Origin of the sequence: Paraburkholderia dinghuensis (assembly GCF_003837865.1) — a bacterium.
Taxonomy (GTDB): domain Bacteria; phylum Pseudomonadota; class Gammaproteobacteria; order Burkholderiales; family Burkholderiaceae; genus Paraburkholderia; species Paraburkholderia dinghuensis.
The window spans coordinates 47,626-65,062 of sequence record NZ_RQIS01000003.1 but is presented as its reverse complement, the minus strand read 5'-3'; the positions used below and the strand labels follow the sequence as shown (position 1 = coordinate 65,062).

General features: G+C 53.7%; 11 protein-coding genes and 1 pseudogene. 9 read left to right on the top strand and 3 right to left on the bottom strand.

The features are described from left to right. Window positions 1-366 precede the first annotated feature (366 nt). The 8 genes from D1Y85_RS04915 (at window position 367) to D1Y85_RS04880 (ending at window position 9,632) form a co-directional block, all read left to right on the top strand. Entirely contained in the window at window positions 367-1,782 is a 1,416-nt protein-coding gene (locus D1Y85_RS04915) for a mannose-1-phosphate guanylyltransferase/mannose-6-phosphate isomerase (RefSeq protein WP_124149927.1), read from the top strand. An 85-nt stretch (window positions 1,783-1,867) separates the two neighbouring features. Beyond that, window positions 1,868-2,692 (top strand): ABC transporter permease, encoded by an 825-nt coding sequence (locus tag D1Y85_RS04910; protein WP_246024784.1) that lies wholly within the window; start codon window positions 1,868-1,870, stop codon window positions 2,690-2,692. Continuing rightward, complete coding sequence (locus D1Y85_RS04905) at window positions 2,682-4,130, top strand: ABC transporter ATP-binding protein (protein WP_124149926.1); 1,449 nt, start codon at window positions 2,682-2,684, stop codon at window positions 4,128-4,130. Before D1Y85_RS04910 ends, D1Y85_RS04905 begins: the two co-directional genes overlap by 11 nt. A gap of 13 nt (window positions 4,131-4,143) precedes the next feature. Further along, on the top strand, window positions 4,144-4,887 hold the full coding sequence (locus D1Y85_RS04900; RefSeq protein WP_124149925.1) for a sulfotransferase domain-containing protein: 744 nt from the start codon (window positions 4,144-4,146) through the stop codon (window positions 4,885-4,887). After that, window positions 4,887-5,735 carry a class I SAM-dependent methyltransferase gene (locus D1Y85_RS04895; protein WP_124149924.1) on the top strand — a complete coding sequence of 283 codons (849 nt, stop codon included), beginning with the start codon at window positions 4,887-4,889 and terminating at the stop codon, window positions 5,733-5,735. The genes D1Y85_RS04900 and D1Y85_RS04895 overlap by 1 nt, the downstream gene beginning before the upstream one ends. An 86-nt stretch (window positions 5,736-5,821) precedes the next feature. Then, the gene (locus D1Y85_RS04890) at window positions 5,822-7,135 is read left to right on the top strand and encodes a class I SAM-dependent methyltransferase (protein WP_185218909.1); all 1,314 of its coding nucleotides are present in this window, start codon (window positions 5,822-5,824) and stop codon (window positions 7,133-7,135) included. Beyond that, complete coding sequence (locus D1Y85_RS04885; RefSeq protein ID WP_246024783.1) at window positions 7,132-8,781, top strand: glycosyltransferase family 4 protein; 1,650 nt, start codon at window positions 7,132-7,134, stop codon at window positions 8,779-8,781. Before D1Y85_RS04890 ends, D1Y85_RS04885 begins: the two co-directional genes overlap by 4 nt. Beyond that, entirely contained in the window at window positions 8,778-9,632 is an 855-nt protein-coding gene (locus tag D1Y85_RS04880) for a glycosyltransferase family 2 protein (protein WP_124149922.1), read from the top strand. The genes D1Y85_RS04885 and D1Y85_RS04880 overlap by 4 nt, the downstream gene beginning before the upstream one ends. A gap of 268 nt (window positions 9,633-9,900) precedes the next feature. Here D1Y85_RS04880 and D1Y85_RS04875 read toward each other — a convergent pair whose 3' ends face one another. Beyond that, complete coding sequence (locus D1Y85_RS04875) at window positions 9,901-10,650, bottom strand: class I SAM-dependent methyltransferase (protein WP_124149921.1); 750 nt, start codon at window positions 10,648-10,650, stop codon at window positions 9,901-9,903. Window positions 10,651-11,150: 500 nt separating this feature from the next. On the opposite strand from D1Y85_RS04875, the gene D1Y85_RS04870 reads away from it, so the two are divergent. Continuing rightward, window positions 11,151-13,421 carry a hypothetical protein gene (locus tag D1Y85_RS04870; RefSeq protein WP_124149920.1) on the top strand — a complete coding sequence of 757 codons (2,271 nt, stop codon included), beginning with the start codon at window positions 11,151-11,153 and terminating at the stop codon, window positions 13,419-13,421. Window positions 13,422-13,487: 66 nt separating this feature from the next. On the opposite strand, the pseudogene D1Y85_RS04865 reads toward D1Y85_RS04870, so the two are convergent. After that, window positions 13,488-14,623 (bottom strand): annotated as a pseudogene (locus D1Y85_RS04865) (IS3 family transposase). A 290-nt stretch (window positions 14,624-14,913) separates the two neighbouring features. After that, entirely contained in the window at window positions 14,914-16,878 is a 1,965-nt protein-coding gene (locus D1Y85_RS04860) for a hypothetical protein (protein WP_124149919.1), read from the bottom strand. Window positions 16,879-17,437: the final 559 nt, after the last annotated feature.

Here is a 17,437-nt window from a genome sequence, read left to right as displayed (position 1 = left end):
CTGCTGGAGCCGGTGATTGACGCACTGCGTGGTAAGAAAACGGTAACAAGCGCGAAAGCTGATGATGATAGCCGCGACCGTGATGCCGCATCTTGCAGATACGGCCCATGTCGGGCTCGACCCGGCCACCGATCAACGCCTCACCAAACGACGAAGCCTCAGCTGGCAAAAGTACCAGGAAGGTCGCCCGCCAACATGACAAGGGCGCAAACTCAGTAGTCGCTCTAGCGTCATCGTAGTTCGCAACGCGCTTTTCATGCCACGCAGGCGTAGCTTCGAAGCGAACTGCGCGGAACAGGAATGAGTTGGCAAATACTTATCCACGTCAAGGCGCTGCAAAGGCCGAGTAACCGACAAGGGAAGTCTATGCAGTTCGTTACGACCATTCTTTGTGGCGGGGCCGGCTCGAGGCTATGGCCAGTTTCGCGTGAACTCCATCCGAAACCGTTCATTCGCCTCGGAGATGGGCAGAGTCTCCTGCAGAAAGCATTCCTCCGCGGCGTAGGTCTTCCCGGCGTGACCGAAGTGATGACGGTCACCAACCGTGAGCTGCTGTTCGCCACTCAGGACGCATATCGCGAGGTGAATTCGGCAGGACTTATGATGTCGTTCGTGCTCGAACCGTGCGGACGCAACACGGCCGCCGCAGTCGCTATCGCCGCTCTGCGAGTTGCAGAAAAGCACGGCCCTGAGGCGCTTATGCTGGTGCTTGCAGCAGACCATTTGATCACCGATCAGAGAGCGTTCGCAGACGCTGTGTCGAAGGCACGCGATCTGGCTTCGGCCGGCAAGCTGGTCACTTTCGGCATAAAGCCTGATAGTCCCGAAACGGGTTATGGCTACATTGAAGCGGAAGGCAACAAGGTACGCCGCTTCGTCGAAAAGCCATCGCTCGAGAAGGCGCGAGAGTACATCGACTCGGGGCGCTTCCTGTGGAATTCCGGAATCTTCTGCTTCGCAGCGGGCACCATGCTCCAGCAGATGAAGCAGCATTGCCCGGAAATTCTTGCGGCCAGCGCCGCGTGTGTGCAGCAATCAAGGACCGCTGCAGGCGAGGATTATTCACAAATCGAACTGGATGCGAAGACCTTTTCCAGCGTACCTGATCTCTCGATCGATTACGCCGTGATGGAGAAATCTGACCAGATCGCCGTCGTCCCGTGCAGCATCGGCTGGAGCGACATTGGCTCGTGGACGGCGTTGGGCAATCTATTGGAACCGGATAGTGCGGGCAACCGTATCCAGGGTGAGGCGGTTGTACACAATACACATAACTGCATCATCCAGAGTAACGACCGTCTGCTGGGCGCTGTCGGCGTCGACGACCTCATTCTGATCGACACGCCAGACGCGATGCTGGTCGCTCACAAGTCGAGTGCGCAGGATGTCAAGCACATCTACGCGCAGTTGAAGGCATCGGGTCATGCAGCTTACAAACTGCATCGCACGGTCCATAGACCTTGGGGCACCTATACCGTACTCGAAGAGGGCAACGGCTTCAAGATCAAGCGCATCGAGGTAAAGCCAGGTGCTAGTCTCAGCCTGCAAATGCATCATCACCGCAGCGAGCACTGGATCGTGGTGCATGGCATGGCGAAGGTCGTCAATGGCGAGAAGGAGTTGTACGTCAACACGAACGAGTCCACCTACATCCCGGCGGGGCACAAGCATAGACTCGAGAATCCCGGCATTCTCAGCCTGATAATGATCGAAGTTCAGAGCGGACCCTATCTTGGCGAAGACGATATCGTCCGCTTTGAAGACCGATACGGACGCGCATGACCCGGCCATTGCCGTGCCGAGCCCATAGTTGGTTAAGCACGGTGCGGATATCGCGTACTCCCTCAACCAGCCGTTCATACAGTTAATGAGCAATCAACACTCCGCCTCGCCAGCGACCATGCTTCGTGGCCTCGTGCAACACTGGGATTTGCTCCGCGATCTCGTAAAGCGGGACTTCATCGGACGCTACAAGGGTTCGGTGCTGGGAGTCGCCTGGTCGCTTCTTAACCCGCTGCTAATGCTGGCGATCTATACGTTCGTTTTCAGCGTGGCGTTCAAAGCCCGTTGGGGCGGACATAGCGATGAAAGCAAAGTGGCGTTCGCCATAGTGCTGTTCTCGGGAATCATCGTTCACACGTTCTTCGCGGAATGCCTCAATCGCTCACCGAGCCTGGTTACGAGCCACGCCAACTACGTAAAGAAGGTTGTTTTCCCCCTTGAGATACTGTCGTGGATGGCCTTGCTTTCGGCCTTCCTGCACTTTCTGGTGAGCTTCGGCGCCCTGCTCGCATTTTGCATTCTGTCCGGCACGACACTGCATATCCAGGCGTTGTTGATTCCTCTGGCTCTAATTCCCCTGATCCTGATGACCATGGGAGCGTCATGGATCCTGGCATCGCTCGGCGTGTACCTGCGCGACCTCTCGCAGGTGATCGGGATGCTGGTCACGATCACACTGTTTCTCGCGCCCATCTTCTACCCGATTGACTCACTGCCCAGCGCGTACAAGGTGGTACTTCAGTGGAATCCAATTACCTTACCGGTCATTCAACTGCGAAATTTACTGCTCTTTGGCAATCCTTTCCAATGGTATCCATGGGCCGTGAGTCTGGTATTCGGTCTGGGCATTTTCCAGGCAGGTTACTGGTGGTTCCAGAAGTCACGTAGAGGCTTTGCTGATGTCGTCTGAAGACACGGTCATTGACGTCCGCCATCTTAGTAAGCGCTATGAAATCTACGGCGCGCCGAGAGATCGGCTGAAACAACTCGTCTTGCCGCGCCTGCATCGAACGATCAATCGGGCTGCCGTGGCTATGCATGTTTCCGGGCCCTGGCCGGCGCCCCACTATTTCCAGGAATTCTGGGCGTTGCGGGACGTTTCGTTTCACGTACGCCGCGGCGAGACGATGGGCATCATCGGCCGCAATGGCAGTGGCAAGAGCACGCTGCTGCAAATTCTGGCCGGAACTTTGACCCCCACGGCAGGAGAGGTGGAAGTGAACGGCCGCGTAGCGGCATTGCTGGAATTGGGAAGTGGCTTCAATCCGGAATTCAGTGGCCGGGAAAACGTGTTCCTTAACGGACGCATTCTGGGTCTGAGTCAAAGAGAGATCGAAGAGCGCTACGACGAGATCGTCGAATTCGCAGACATCGGTGAGTTCATTGATCAACCTGTCATGACGTATTCGAGCGGGATGTTCGTCCGTCTTGCGTTTGCGGTGCAGGCACATATTGACGCGTCCATCGTCATCATTGATGAGGCGCTCGCGGTTGGCGACGTATTCTTTAGGAAAAAGTGCTACACGCGGCTCGAGCAGTTGCGCGACGCAGGTGTCGCTATCCTGCTGGTCTCGCATTCGATGCCGGAAATCGAGCAATATTGTGAGCGCGCTATCTTGCTCGATCATGGGGTTACGAAATTTATCGGGCCGTCATCGGAAGCGGCGAAACATTATTATTTGTTGCATCAAACAAGCAAGCCAGCTCAGCCTGAACGAGTGGCAAAACCAACACCGCTTCAAGCTGTCGATTTGGTAGGCGAGGCGCCCGCGCGCCCCGATTCAGCAGCCTATATTGATCTGACCGGCAAATCACAGATCAGCGACGGAAGCGCTCGATGCATCGGAGTGGCGATCTGCAACGAAGCCGGCGTACCCTGCAATAGCTTCCGCCAAGGAGACGTTGCCGTCTTCTACTATGAGTTCGACATCGTCGGCGATATTGACGTACCAATATGCGGTATCGTTGTGCAAAACGAACGCGGCACGCTGGTTCACGGAAAAAATAGCTGGCAATTGGATGGCGATGCTCCCGCGATATGCTACCGCGGAACGAAGATATTATGCAGACAGGAAATTGCCCTTAACATCGGCCCCGGAGAATATGTCTTCGAAATCGGCCTCGCTTCAGTGCCGAGAGATGCTTGGGCGGCACGCGCGAGTATCTCGCACGATGAAATGTCGGCCCTACACATCCGGAAGTGCCACATTGCAAACGCTGGCTCTTTCTCCGTAGGACTGGCGCTCAGCAACGGTGTGCCAATACTGACACACCATGGTGTTGCGGACCTGCCGGGAAAGATCTCTATAACGGCGGAGCATCCGCAAAAAACCTCGATTGCGTCCTAACGCACCAGCGCAAATGAACCAAGATCAAAATCAATTGTCGACCGTATTTCACGTGACGCATTGGAAAGCCGGATCTCAGTGGCTGCACAGGATATTGCGCGATATCGCGCCGAGCCGGATCGTCGACCCACAGTTGTTCGAGCGACAGTTTCTCGACACGCCGCTCGTTACCGGAGCGGTCTATCCCACCGTATACGTAACCAAAGAACAGTTTTACTCGGTAAACCTTCCTGCGAATTACAGGAAGTTTGTCGTGATCCGCGATCTGAGAGATACCCTTGTTTCTGCGTATTTCAGCATTCGCTATAGCCATGCGATCATCCATAAAAGTCTTGCCGAATGGCGACAACGCCTCGAGTCGATCAGCTTAGAGGACGGGCTGCTCATGCTGATGGAAGAATGGCTTCCCTTGTCTGCGAATATTCAACGCTCATGGGTCGATTCAGGCGAAACCTTCATTCGCTATGAAGATTTACTCCACGGTGACACTGAGATACTGCAGGATGTTCTAATTAGACAGTGTGATATTGGAGTTTCCCAAGATACCGTGGAAAAAATTATTTTGAAGAACCGTTTTGAGAATTTGACCAACGGTCGAAAACCGGGAGATGAAGATCGCATGGCTCATGAGCGAAAAGGGATTTCCGGTGACTGGCAGAATTACTTCACTCCGCTTGTGACAGATGAGTTTAATCGACTATTCGGTCGTCTTCTTGTCGAGACAGGCTATCAGTTAGCCGAACCGGGAATTCGGTAATGGAGCGCGCAATCTTGCCGGCAAGTGAAGTATTGCGCGGCTATGATTCCGTTTTCCAACTGTATCCCCACGTTCCCTCCCTTAGTCACTGGCGGGCTTGGGAATGCGCTGCTTACAGGCACTTCCGGGTTGATGGCCGCATTCTCGATTTGGGATGCGGAGACGGACGCTATTTCCACCTTATTTGGCCTCACGCTGCGGAAGTAATCGGCGTCGACATCGATCCCGAAGTCGCCGAACTCGGACGGCAAAGCGGCGTTTACGTCCGGACTCACGTCGCCGTGGCCAACGCGGTTCCGGAACCGAAACCGGCTGAGAGCTTCGACCATGTATTCGTCAACTGCTCTATCGAGCACGTGGACCATCTCGATGCCGGACTGGCTGAAATTGCACGTTACCTGAGTCCCGGCGGCATGCTGCTTTGCAGTGTCGTCACCGAGCGGTTCGTTGAGTGGTCGGTGTTGCCCGAGCTCGTCCGATTGGCCGGATTCGACAGGTCGGCCGATACGCTGCGCAATCAATTTCTCGACTATCATTATCTCGTCAATCCGCTTACGGTTGATGGCTGGACGACGAATTTTCAGCGGGCCGGCTTGGTCGCAGAAGCGCACATATCACTTCTGCCCAAGCACAATGCCGGCGCATTCCTGCTGATGGACAACCTCTGGCATGTGAAGAAAGCCGCCGGCGGCGAGGGCGGCGATGTAGCCTTTCCCTTCCTTTCAAATAATCCTAACTTCCCATCTGCGTTTCGCAAGATCGTCGACGGCCTGCTGGAGATGGAACAGGATATGCTGGATTGTTGTGGCGCCGTTTTCCTCATGCGCAAACTCGGGCAGACAATATGACTACGTGTTGGTGCGGAAGCACCGAATTCCTCCCGTTCAGCGTCGAGTATGCAGTATGCGGTGCGTGCGGAACGCTGGTTTCACTCGTGGGTTTGACTCCGGAAGAACTGACGGTAAGCGACGACGAGGCCGATTTCTACGGCAAGGCCTACTGGCTGGAGCATCAAAGTGAAGATCTCAGGTTTCCCGATATCTACAAGCGAGCTCGCACTGACCTGACAGAGCGTAATCTCCATTGGTTGAAGGCGCTTCTGAAATATCGATTGCCCGGGTCCAAAGTGATGGAACTTGGCTGCTCTCATGGCAGCTTCGTCGCTTTGTTGCGCCATGCAGGGTTTGAAGCGTCCGGGGTGGAAATGAGCCCTTGGGTTGTCGATTTCGGCAAGAAGACGTTCAACGTTCCCATCTACGTCGGACCAGTCGAGAATCTTGACATCCCGGAAGGAAGCGTCGATGTCATAGCGCTTATGGACGTGATGGAGCATCTGCCGGATCCGGTCGCCACGCTGACCCACTGTTTAAAGCTGTTGAAGCCTGACGGCGTGTTGCTGATCCAGACTCCGCAATTCAAGCGAGAGATGAAGTACACCGAACTCCTGGAAGCAAACGGCGCGTTTCTTGAGCAGTTGAAATCTGACGAGCACCTCTTCCTGTTTACTGCGGAATCTGCGACACGTCTGTTCCGGCAGATCGGCGCCGAACACATGCAATTCGAGCCGGCGATCTTTAGCCGCTACGATATGTTTTTCGCGGTCAGCCGAGTTCCGCTGCAAACTCATGCGCCGCAGGAAGTTGAGGCCGCACTGATGGCCGTGCCCAATGGGCGCATGACTTTGGCTCTGCTTGACTTGCGCGAGCGCGAATTGGCCTCCGAGTCCGACCGGATCGCGCGCGGCGAACAAATCGAGACACTTACGCGGATGGTAAAAGAATCCGAAGCCGACCGCGCTGCACGTGGTGAACAGATCGAGACGCTTTCCCGGATAATCAAAGAGGTTGAAGCCGACCGCGCCGGGCGTGGTGAACAGATCGAGACGCTTTCCCGGATAATCAAAGAGGTTGAGGCCGACCGCGCCGGGCGTGGTGAGCAAGTCGAGACGCTTTCCCGGATAATCAAAGAGGTTGAAGCCGACCGCGCCAGGCGAAACGAACAGATTTACAGACTGATTGCCCGGCTCGCCACTGCAGAGGCCGACCGAAACGCAAAAACCGAAAGCGTTACGGCATTGGCGAGTTCAGTTGATAAGTTGAAAGCAGAAACCGCTGCCCGAGACGAGGAGATTCACTCGCTCGAAACGGACCTTCGGAGGTTGTTTGGTCATCGTGCGTTTCGTTTATTGGCGAAAATCGCACGGTGGCGGGAAGCGAAAAAGCTCGAAACCCGGATTAAACAGCCATGAGCAAAGTACCTCTCAAGGTTGCGGTGGACCTCACACCCATTCTACCTGGTGGTGAGAATGGCGGAGCAAAAATTTTTGTGCTGGATTTGCTCCGTCAGATAACGGCGATGGCACCGGATACGCGGTTTATTCTGCTTACCCAAGCAGCATCTCACGAAGAACTGGCGGCTCTCGATCGGCCAAATGTGGAGCGCAGAATGGTCATTGGTGCGGCCCAAGCCAGCTCCGTTCGACCACGCCTAAGGCGAATCGCTTCGCGCATCACGCCGTTGATAGGTGGCAGGCTTCGGCGTGTGCTCGGTCGCGCCGGATATTTGCTCAACAGGAACCTGAAGCGACGCGGTGCCGGAACGTTGTTGCGCGATCTGGAAGTCGATCTGCTCTTTTGCCCGTTTACAGCGCCCACATACTACGAACCTGGCATTCCAACGGTCTGCACTATCTACGATCTCCAGTACAAAACTTATCCGGAGTTCTTCGCGCCGGAGGACGTGGCGCATCGGTCACAAACATTTACCGATGCTTCGCGTCGTGCGACCGCACTCGCGGCAATTTCCGACTATTCGCGGCACTCGGCAATCACACACGGCGAGCTTGATCCGTCGCGTATCCGTACCATTCATTTACGCATGGCGCAGCGGATTGCGCCGGAATCGGGTCAGAATACGGAAGTTCTGAATAATTTGGGCCTCACACGTCGCCAATATTTGATCTACCCGGCTAATTTCTGGAAGCATAAGAACCACGAAATGCTGTTAACCGCATTCGGTATGGCTTGCGCCGACGGCAGGCTCTCGACGGACATCAAACTGGTTTGCACCGGCGCACCCGGTCCGCGCCAGGAATGGTTGAAGAGCGCAGCGCACGGCATGAATATCGGTGATCGAGTGATATTCCCAGGGTACTTGCCTGGCGCAGAGTTGTCGGCCCTGATATCGAATTGCAGCGGCGTGGTCTTTCCGTCGCTCTATGAGGGCTTTGGTCTTCCGGTCCTTGAAGCAATGGCTGCAGGGGTCCCGGTCGCGTGCAGCAACACCACGTCGCTTCCGGAAGTGGCGGCTGATGCGGCGATTCTCTTTGATCCGCGTATTCCCAGTGCGATGGCAGCCGCAATGAGTTCTCTCGTTCACGATGACGCGCTACGTGCCCGGCTAGTGGAGGCAGGGAGAGCGCGCGTGGCCGAATTCTCGGACTCGAAACGCATGGCAGATGAATACTGGACGTTGTTCCAGGATGCGATGGGCCAACCGCGAAACGAGAATCTGCTAACCGGTGTGCACGCCGACGGCTGGCTCGGCGACAGTCTAAAGGTGCAAACTGCTCCGCTCGCAGGCGTCCAGAAAGTGGAACTCCGGTTCATGGCGCCCGATTGGTTGCCGCAACGAACGCTGACGGTACAGGCATTCCGGGAAGGGAAGCCAAACGGTGCTCCCATAAAGTTCAAACGTGGCTCCGAGACTGTAATCTCTTGGCCAATCAAGCACGATGGCGACCACTTCGAACTCAGGCTTACCCCAACCTTTGTTCCGCAGAGTTGTGGACTGGGAGGCGATCAACGTGAACTCACCGTAATGCTGGAGCGTTGCAGCATCCTGTCTGGCGACTCAACGCGCATCGAGCTGTATCCGCAAAAGGCAATGGCATGAAAGTGAGCATCGTTACGCCGTCCTATAACCAGGGACAATTTATCGAGCGGACGCTGCAAAGCGTTGCCTCACAAGGCGGCGCGGAAATTGAACATGTAGTGTTCGATGGAGGCAGTTCCGATAATACCGTCGCTGTCCTCGAGCACTTCACGCCAGAAGTACGGTGGGTGTCAAAGAAAGACAACGGTCAAACGGACGCGGTTAATCAGGGTATCCGCGCTACCAACGGAGAGATCATCGGCTGGTTGAACTCCGATGACATCTACTACCCCGGTGCAATTGCGCGAGTGGTGGCGTTTTTTGAACAAAATCCCGAGGTTGATGTGGTCTATGGCCTTGCCGACCATATCGATCTCGACGATCGCCCGTTTGAGGAGTACCCGACGGAACCCTGGAATTTCGAGCGTCTTAAGCAGACTTGCTTCATCTGCCAACCTGCGCTGTTTTTCCGGCGACGTGTTATCGATCAGCATGGCCTACTTGATGAAGCCCTGCACTATTGCATGGACTACGCGTACTGGTTGAGGTTGGGCAAGGCAGGTGTTCGCTTCGCTTTGCTTCCCGAGAAGCTTGCAGGCTCCCGGCTCTACGCGGACAACAAAACGCTAGGGTCACGCGTAAAGGTGCACGCCGAAATAAATGACATGTTCAAGCAGCTATTCGGCAAAGTGCCAGATCGATGGCTTTTTAACTACGCGCACGTCGTGGTCGAGCAGCGCTACTCCAAGGAAAGGAACAAGAAGTCCTTTATTCTCCGGTTGGGTGTCAATTCGATATCGGCGGCGTTGAAGTGGAATCGCCGCATTTCACAGGAAATGGCTAAATCGATTTATCGCTGGATTCTAAGGTAGTCGAGCGTACGCCGGGTTAGCGTACGCTCGAAATTTGAAACTATGCGGCCATGGCCAACGGCTGCTTATGGTGTGAAGCCACTCAACAACATGCCATCGTTAAGGTTGAATGCAGCGCCTACGCCGAGATCAGCGGCCTGTTCACAGAGAAGGGCGCGCTGCGTCGCGTCGGGATAATCCCTTCAGGAAACGTTCCAACGACGTCGAGGACATCATGCGGGATCTCTCGCATGAAACAATTGTGGGTCGTGCGGGGCACCAACGCCACTCAGGCAGGCTTGTCGACGTAGAAAATAACGCGGTCCCAATAATTCAATTCCGCCAGTTGATCGGTTAAGCGGAGGCGCTGCAACTTGTCGCCCTTACGGAAGGCAGTCCATTCTGCGAGATTGTAGGTCTGGAACGCAAGTGGGTGCGGCATCGGAATGATCGTGAGGCCTGCCGTGAAACCAGTCTCCCGCGCGATTTGGTCGATCTCTTCAAGCACCACGTCTCGCTCGATCCATGTTGGATCGTGCTTTTTCATCTCCTCGACGAACGCGATCGTTTCCGGTGAACGGCTATGCCTCGCCCCGGGTTCAACGAATACAGCTCTACCGCCAGGACATAACACGCGGAAATATTCCGAGAACACTCTTGGATAGGTATGCATGTGGTGGAGCGTGTCGTAGCAGAGCAAATGCCCAAACTTGTTCGATTCGAACGGCATCTCGTGTCCATCACCGTGAACGAAGCTCAGCAACCTCCCATCAACGCGCTTATCGCATGCAATTCTTCCTTCGACGCAGGCCTTCAGGTCGCCGTGAATGTCGAACGACACCGTCTCAAATCCCATTCGGGCACAGAACTCCGAGATCCACGCCGTTCCCGAGCCGAAATCAAGTATCGGGTATCCCAGCACATCTCGCTTCATGGCAGAGGCCATGACGCCAAAATCGAACAACAACCTGCCGACTGCGCGACCCGCCGAAAAAGGTTCCTGAAGAAACGTCTGAACTTCGTCGTCGCTATAGATCATGTAGCACTCTCCTTTTGGGATCGTCTGCAGTCTAGGTCGAAAATATCAACAACACCATTTCCGCGGAAAGCCCTGCGGTTCAAAGCTCCGCAGCTCGTTCAGAGCGGGCTTACTATGCTATCAGATCGGGAAAGCGCTCACTGATCTGGATGCCACTCGGTAAACAGTGGATTTTTGGCATCCTGGGTCGTCTCGCGTTGTTCATTCCCGTCGCCTGACGCCGACAATGTACAAAACGCATTATTCAGCGCTGACCACTTAGGAGGATCGGACCACGCTTAGGATAGCCGTGGTATAGTTTTACAGTAACTGCAATATGGCATATTGCGCTGGAGGCAATTCTCAAGGCTTACGCCAGCATCAAACCGGAATCACAAGCCATTGAGAATTACACCGGAGACCATTTATTCTTTGCTCCAAAATTATCCGAACGCCAGCGAACCACAACGAGAACAATAACGTGGATTTCGTGATCGCATTAACCGGAAAATAAATCGCAGATGATACTAGCGCACATTTGGAACATAATAACTGGTGCCGGCGCCGGATTGATTTTAATCGCATGGCTGTACGTCCTGTGCATTGCCGCAACCCCGCCCAAGACGAAAGGGGCTGTCTATTCCGTTCCTCACGGAACGGCGATAGGAGCGTCGCTTGCGGTCCTTTGGTTCTGGTATAGCCTCAGGCTTCAGATCCCGGCATCCGCGGCGGCCATTGGTTTAGTTTTCCTTACTATTATTCTGCTCATTTGCAGACGCAAGGCAATTGCCATCAATTTAAAGAATATTATCAATAGCGACTCGCTGTTCTGGGTTGGCCTGTATGTATTTTTCTATATCACAAACTATATTTTTACCTTACCCCCGGCCACCCCTGATCGGCTACCAATAGCCAGAATTTTTAATAATGATATTTTTAATTACATCAATATAGCACAATACTTACAGAAGCTTGGTCAATCTCACATCGCTGGATTTTCGCTCACCCAACCGCTGTCTCCGATGGTAGCTTTCACACCCGCGGCATTTTATATTATCAACGGCTTCTCGATATTCTTTAATGCCGAGACCATGCGTGCCGCCATGCCTGCAATTATCGCGATGGCAGCGCTCGCAGGCTGCGCTATCACTTGGGTAATCTGGAGAAATTTCGAAATTCCGCGATCGTTGGCTGCCGCCGTGGGCGTTTTGTTCGTCAGCGGGCCTTTCCTTCGATACATCGTCGGAAATTATTTTCTTTCCACCATTATTGCTGAACTCTTTGTCATCTTACTGCTAGGAAAAACAGCAGAGCTACTCTTCGACAACAAGCAACGTAAATGGAACAGCGTGGTCTGCAGCTTCGCGCCATACCATTTGCTTCTCTTCTTTACATATCCTCCGCTTTATGTAATCGGCACAGGGCTGCAAGGCGTGTTTGTCCTGCTTTCCCTCTTTTCTGTTGATAAACAGGATATAAGCGCTTCGCTGCTATTGAAAGTCAGGGACGCAAGCAAATGGATGGCTGCCATCGTGGTGTCGTCGGTCGTTCCGATGATTCTCGATCCATGGCACGCCCGCGACATGTTCACGCTCCTTTTCTTCATTTCAGACAAGTACACGTTCGGTTGGCCGCTCGATTTTATTGGACCTGCGGCGATCTTCGGATTGCCGACCGGCCTCGAAATTCATGCCCGTCACTCGCAGGTCCTTAATGTAATCGCGCTGACCGTACTTTTTGCAACCGTCCTCTTCTTTTCAGCACGCACCAAACAGAGATCTGGCAGCCGTCACGTCTTCCTGCTGCTGTCTGCCTTTTCGTTCCTCCTGTATTTTGCATACTTCTTCCGGACCGGGCCTTCGTATCAGCAGTGGAAGCTTGCATCATACATTCCGCTATTTCTCGCACCGTTCGCTCTCGCATCGGTAGCGGGCATAGCTGCGGCAAATAGTGGCGTGGCCCGTCGTGTACCCTTCATCTCCGTCAGCGTCGGATTATTGCTGCTGGGATTAAATGTCGCGTATCACTACCGCACCGAACGTGCTTTGGATGAGTTTCCAGCGAGCTACGCAAACCTTCGAGCGCTCGACATGATAGGGAACACCAACGAGTTGTACGTTGATATGTTAACCATGTCTTCTACGTTTTTTCCGGTCTATTTTGTCCATTCCAAAACGCTTCATCTGCTAAGTCATAGCTACTACCCTCAGGAAGCACTCTCGCCGGAAAAGATCACTCCGGCCACTCCGTTGTTTATTGAAGGCGACACCTGCCCAGCGGATGCGGACTCAGTCAGCATTGCAGGCGTCGGCTGTCTGTACTTCCGCGCCCCAAGCTTGAAATTAGGCGCCGACTATTCCTTCAAAAAGAATGTTCCTGCGCTCTATATCAACGCCGGCATGAGTGGAATTGAACCGTGGGGACGTTGGAGCGACGGCAAGCGCCTGAAAATTGGACTGCTAATGGATGATGAAATTGCGTCTACGGACGGCGTGCGGTACTTAAATTTACATGTCCAGCCATATCCTGCGGCTAACTCGGGAATTCAGAACGTGACGGCCGTTTGGGGGCAAGGAGAAAGGTCGAACATGATTGTCCGCGGGCCGCAGTGGGTCAGCATCCCATTTCGGAAAAGCGATCTTTCGGGCTATGAGAATCGACAGCTCCTAGTTGAGTTGCAACTTCCGAACGCTACATCACCCATGTCCCTCGATCCATCGAGCGGAGACACGCGTGAACTGGGCGTTGGATTTACCAATCTTTCCGTAACAAAGACGCCGTTAGAAAAGTAAAGCTGAGAGGTGGCCTCGCTCGTTCAGACAGTGTTCTGAGATTTTTAAGTGGAACGCCCGGGGCAATCATGCTGCCGATTTGATCGCAGACAGCGTCCTGAAGTATGCCTCATCCGGCGTCTGATCCGCCAGGTTCGAATGGGGCCGTTTGCGGTTATACAGCTCAATGTAGTCGCCAATGGAGGGTCGGGCATGGCTGACCGGCTCGTACGCTCTCAGGTAGACCTCCTCGTACTTGATGCTGCGCCATACCCGTTCAACGAACACTTTGTCGCACCAGCTTCCCTTGCCGTCCATCGACAGCCGGACGCCCCGGCCCTGCACGGCCTCGGTGAACGCGCCTGCCGTGAACTGGCTACCCTGATCGGTGTTCACGATGTCCGGCAGCCCGTAGCGGGCGAACGTTTCTTCCAGCGCCTCGACGGCGTGCACAGCTTCCAGGGTGATGGCGACCCGGTGCGCGAGTATCTTGCGGCTCGCCCAGTCCACCACTGCCGTCAGGTACGCGAAACCGCGCGCCATCGTAATGTACGTAGTGTCGAGTGCCCACGCCTGGTTGGCCCGCTCGATCTTCAGGCCGCGCAGCAGATACGGCCAGATCCTGTGCTGTGCGTTGCGGCGGCTCGTGTTCGGCTTGCAGTACAGCGCCTCCACGCCCATGCGCTTCATCAGCGTGCGCACGCGACGACTACCCACTTCATGGCCTTCCCGGCGCAACAGCCGCGCCAGCATCCGTGCTCCGGCAAACGGAAACTCCATGTGCAGTTCGTCGATTCGTCGCATCAGCAACTGATCGGCCTTGCTGACCGGCTGCGGCCGGTAATACGCGCTCGATCTTGCGATGCCAACCAGCCGCGCCTATTGCGAAACGGGTAGCGCATGCGTTCGGTCGATCATCGCTTTGCGCTCAGCAATCGCGACTTGGTGAGCGCGACGCTTACAAAATCATTCTCCAGCGTCAACTGCCCGATCTTCGCGTGCAGCGTCTTCACATCCACCGGCGGCTCGCTCGACGGCGCGCTGGCCGCGCCAAACACGTCCACCGCGCGCTCCTGCAGTTGCCGCTTCCATTCCGTGATCTGGTTCGGGTGCACATGAAACTGCTGCGCCAGTTCGGCCAGCGTCCGCTCGCCCTTGACCGCCGCCAGTGCCACTTTCGCTTTGAACGCCGCTGAGTGCGTCCGTCGGGTTCTCTTCGTCATTTCCTCGGTTCCTTTGCCAGCATTATCGCTGGCTCGGGCCCCGGTCAAACCACTTGTCCGGCTGTCCGAATTTGCGCGGCCACCTCTCGCAGCATCGTGACCATCTGCTCGTCCGTAAACCGGCTCTTCTCCACGACTTCCTTCTTTTCGTAGGAAGCCTTTCGCTCAAGTTCCAACTGGTCAGAAAATCGCAGGGCAGGTCACAGGAACTCAGGAAGCATTATCCGATCGGCCTCTCCGTTATTCCAACTCCCCGATGCCTCAGACTCAGCAAGCCGCTCGAATCCAACTTACGGAGAACGGTTAGTAAACTTAATAACGCCGTCGATTGCGGGCTCGGTAGATTCCACGCCCCATTTACCTGAAGATGTTCTCCTAAACACGACGTCGCAGTCGGTAAAAATCGACTGCTGGCGACCCACTTCCTTTCTACCTCCAATATCTGTGAAGACGGGCAAAGATGAAAAATAGGGAACACCTAAATAAGTCATCTTCTGTTTAAAATATTCAAAATAAATCGCCCCCGGATAGTTAAGCAAATGGACGCCCTTGCACGCCGAATACCGGCCAGATCCAACAGTCCAAAGGTATTCAATTTTCAACGAGATATCCTGGATGGATGGATAGGTCGCGTTATCGTAGCCTATGCCATTGCGATCACGGGCGGCCCATAGTCGATTGGCACCGAACACAATCTGTGAGATTACAAAGAATCCCACAAACAATCTTCTGGCGACGCCATTAAAAATATCTTTCCTGGACGAGGTAATTTTCAATTTGTTATTAACCTCAATCCAACCCAGGCAAATCACCAAAAATATATATGGCGACAAGTACGAAAGCGCCCTCCCCATCGACCATATAGCGCCACTAATGCCGATATAAAAAAGAATAGCAACACCAAAAATCACAAACCCTTTCAAAAACATAGCCTCTCGGTTTTCTTTAAACCGAACAAGCAGACAAATTATCAAATTATAAAGTAATAACGCTGCCACGCCTGTAGAAATTGCGATCCAGCCGCCCCTCAGCCAAAGAGGCGCGGAGTAGTTTGGACACGCAAAAAACATCCCACCCCATGCGAGAATGAAGTTGATTACTTTAGTATAGTAACCTGTCGATCCGTACAAGCCCAACCAATAACTGTCGAAATATGTCGCCCAGTTCGCGGGAGCCGGAGCGGATCCGAATTTTATCTGTCCGATCACAAACCCCGCCGTAGCCTGCCAGTTAGGAAGAACTGCGATCAGCAACAGTGTTGAAAAAACGAATGCGAACGATGCGACAGCCCTGACGGGCGGAGTTTTACGGGTAATTGCGAACCACAGGATTGTTGAAGCTAACAGCAACACAGCCTGCATCACCGCATTTTCCGGATAATATAGAAACGCGCCTGCGGCCAGTAGACCTGTCACAATATAATCGGAAGTAAGAGATCGATCGTGGTGCGTAGGCGGATCGGCCAATTTTCGCAGCAATCCAAGGTACGCAAAGACGAACGCAAGCTGCAACGACAGAGATGCCATTTGTGACCAGGCGTTTATGTCAAAAATATACTGCCCCCAAAAACCGACAACATAGGCAAGCGGAAAAACTATTGAAAGTAGGAGCCGGTGCTCGCTGATTTTATATGCTGTCAGAATGCGTTCCCATGCGAAGCAAACCGCCGGAAAAGCCAGAGCCCAGAGCGCGGTGACATACAGAAATGCGAGCAAATGAAGATTTCCCCGATTTTCCGGCAACGTCAGGGAAAATATCAACCCAACGGCGGGTCGCATGTTAATTAATCGCAGCCCATGCACCCAAACATCTTTAGCCAAGAATTTATCTACCGGCACGTCCCGATACACGATGTACCGGTTATCTCTAAAAGTGAGCGCCTGGTCAATATAGTTAAAATGATCCCAGTGATTTCCGCGAAATACATAATATTGCTCACCCCCTATATATGCGGGAGCGGCGAGCAAAAAAAAGACCCCACACACGGCCAACAAGCGCATCCATTCGCTGCGTCGAACGCCACGGCGGAAAATCGTCACCAAACACGGGAACAAAGCGCACAAAAACAACAGTTGAATCCAATGAACTGCCAGCCCGATTCCAAAATATAAAAAATTGCCAATCAAACCCGCGAGGCCAAGTCCGATTGGCATATCGAGCCAATCGTAGCCATTTGCATTGCAAGCAATAATCAGACTACGGCCCAATACCCAAAGCATGAGTAGAAAAGTAAGTCCAACGAGTAACTCGATCACCACAACCTCATCGCATTTGTGTAGATAACAAGTTAGAGACTTATTTCATTCTGTTCCACTGCGGATGCGTCTCGATTTACCAGCATCACCGACAGGGGTTCCTTCATTCCGCCTTCATATTTGCGAATTCTCAGAACTAATATTAAGTTCCTTTAACCCATCCTCAATATTCATCACGAAGAGCGAATTACTCGTGATTTTCTTTCGCCAAATTTCGAGTTGGTTGAACAATTTCTGGGTAGGCGGGACCATCCTGGGTGTTGCGTGTTCGTCGCCGCCCTTTGTAGTGAGTATCGCCCGATTCAGGAGCGTTAGACTTCTTAAATTTTCGCTATCCGCTATTGCCGAATCCGGCGCCTCGTCGCTTATTCGCGCTTCGGAGTAATGCGACAACGCTCAATCCAGCAGAAACTTATGCTACAAGGATAGCCCGTTGCGCCTCCTTTGTTGTGTCAACGACTCGTACCCTCGCAAACTACGTCGCACGCCGAAGTGACTCGTCAGCGTGCGACTTTCGTCTAGCCACAGATCAGCAAGTGATTGTGGAGAAGGGATAATT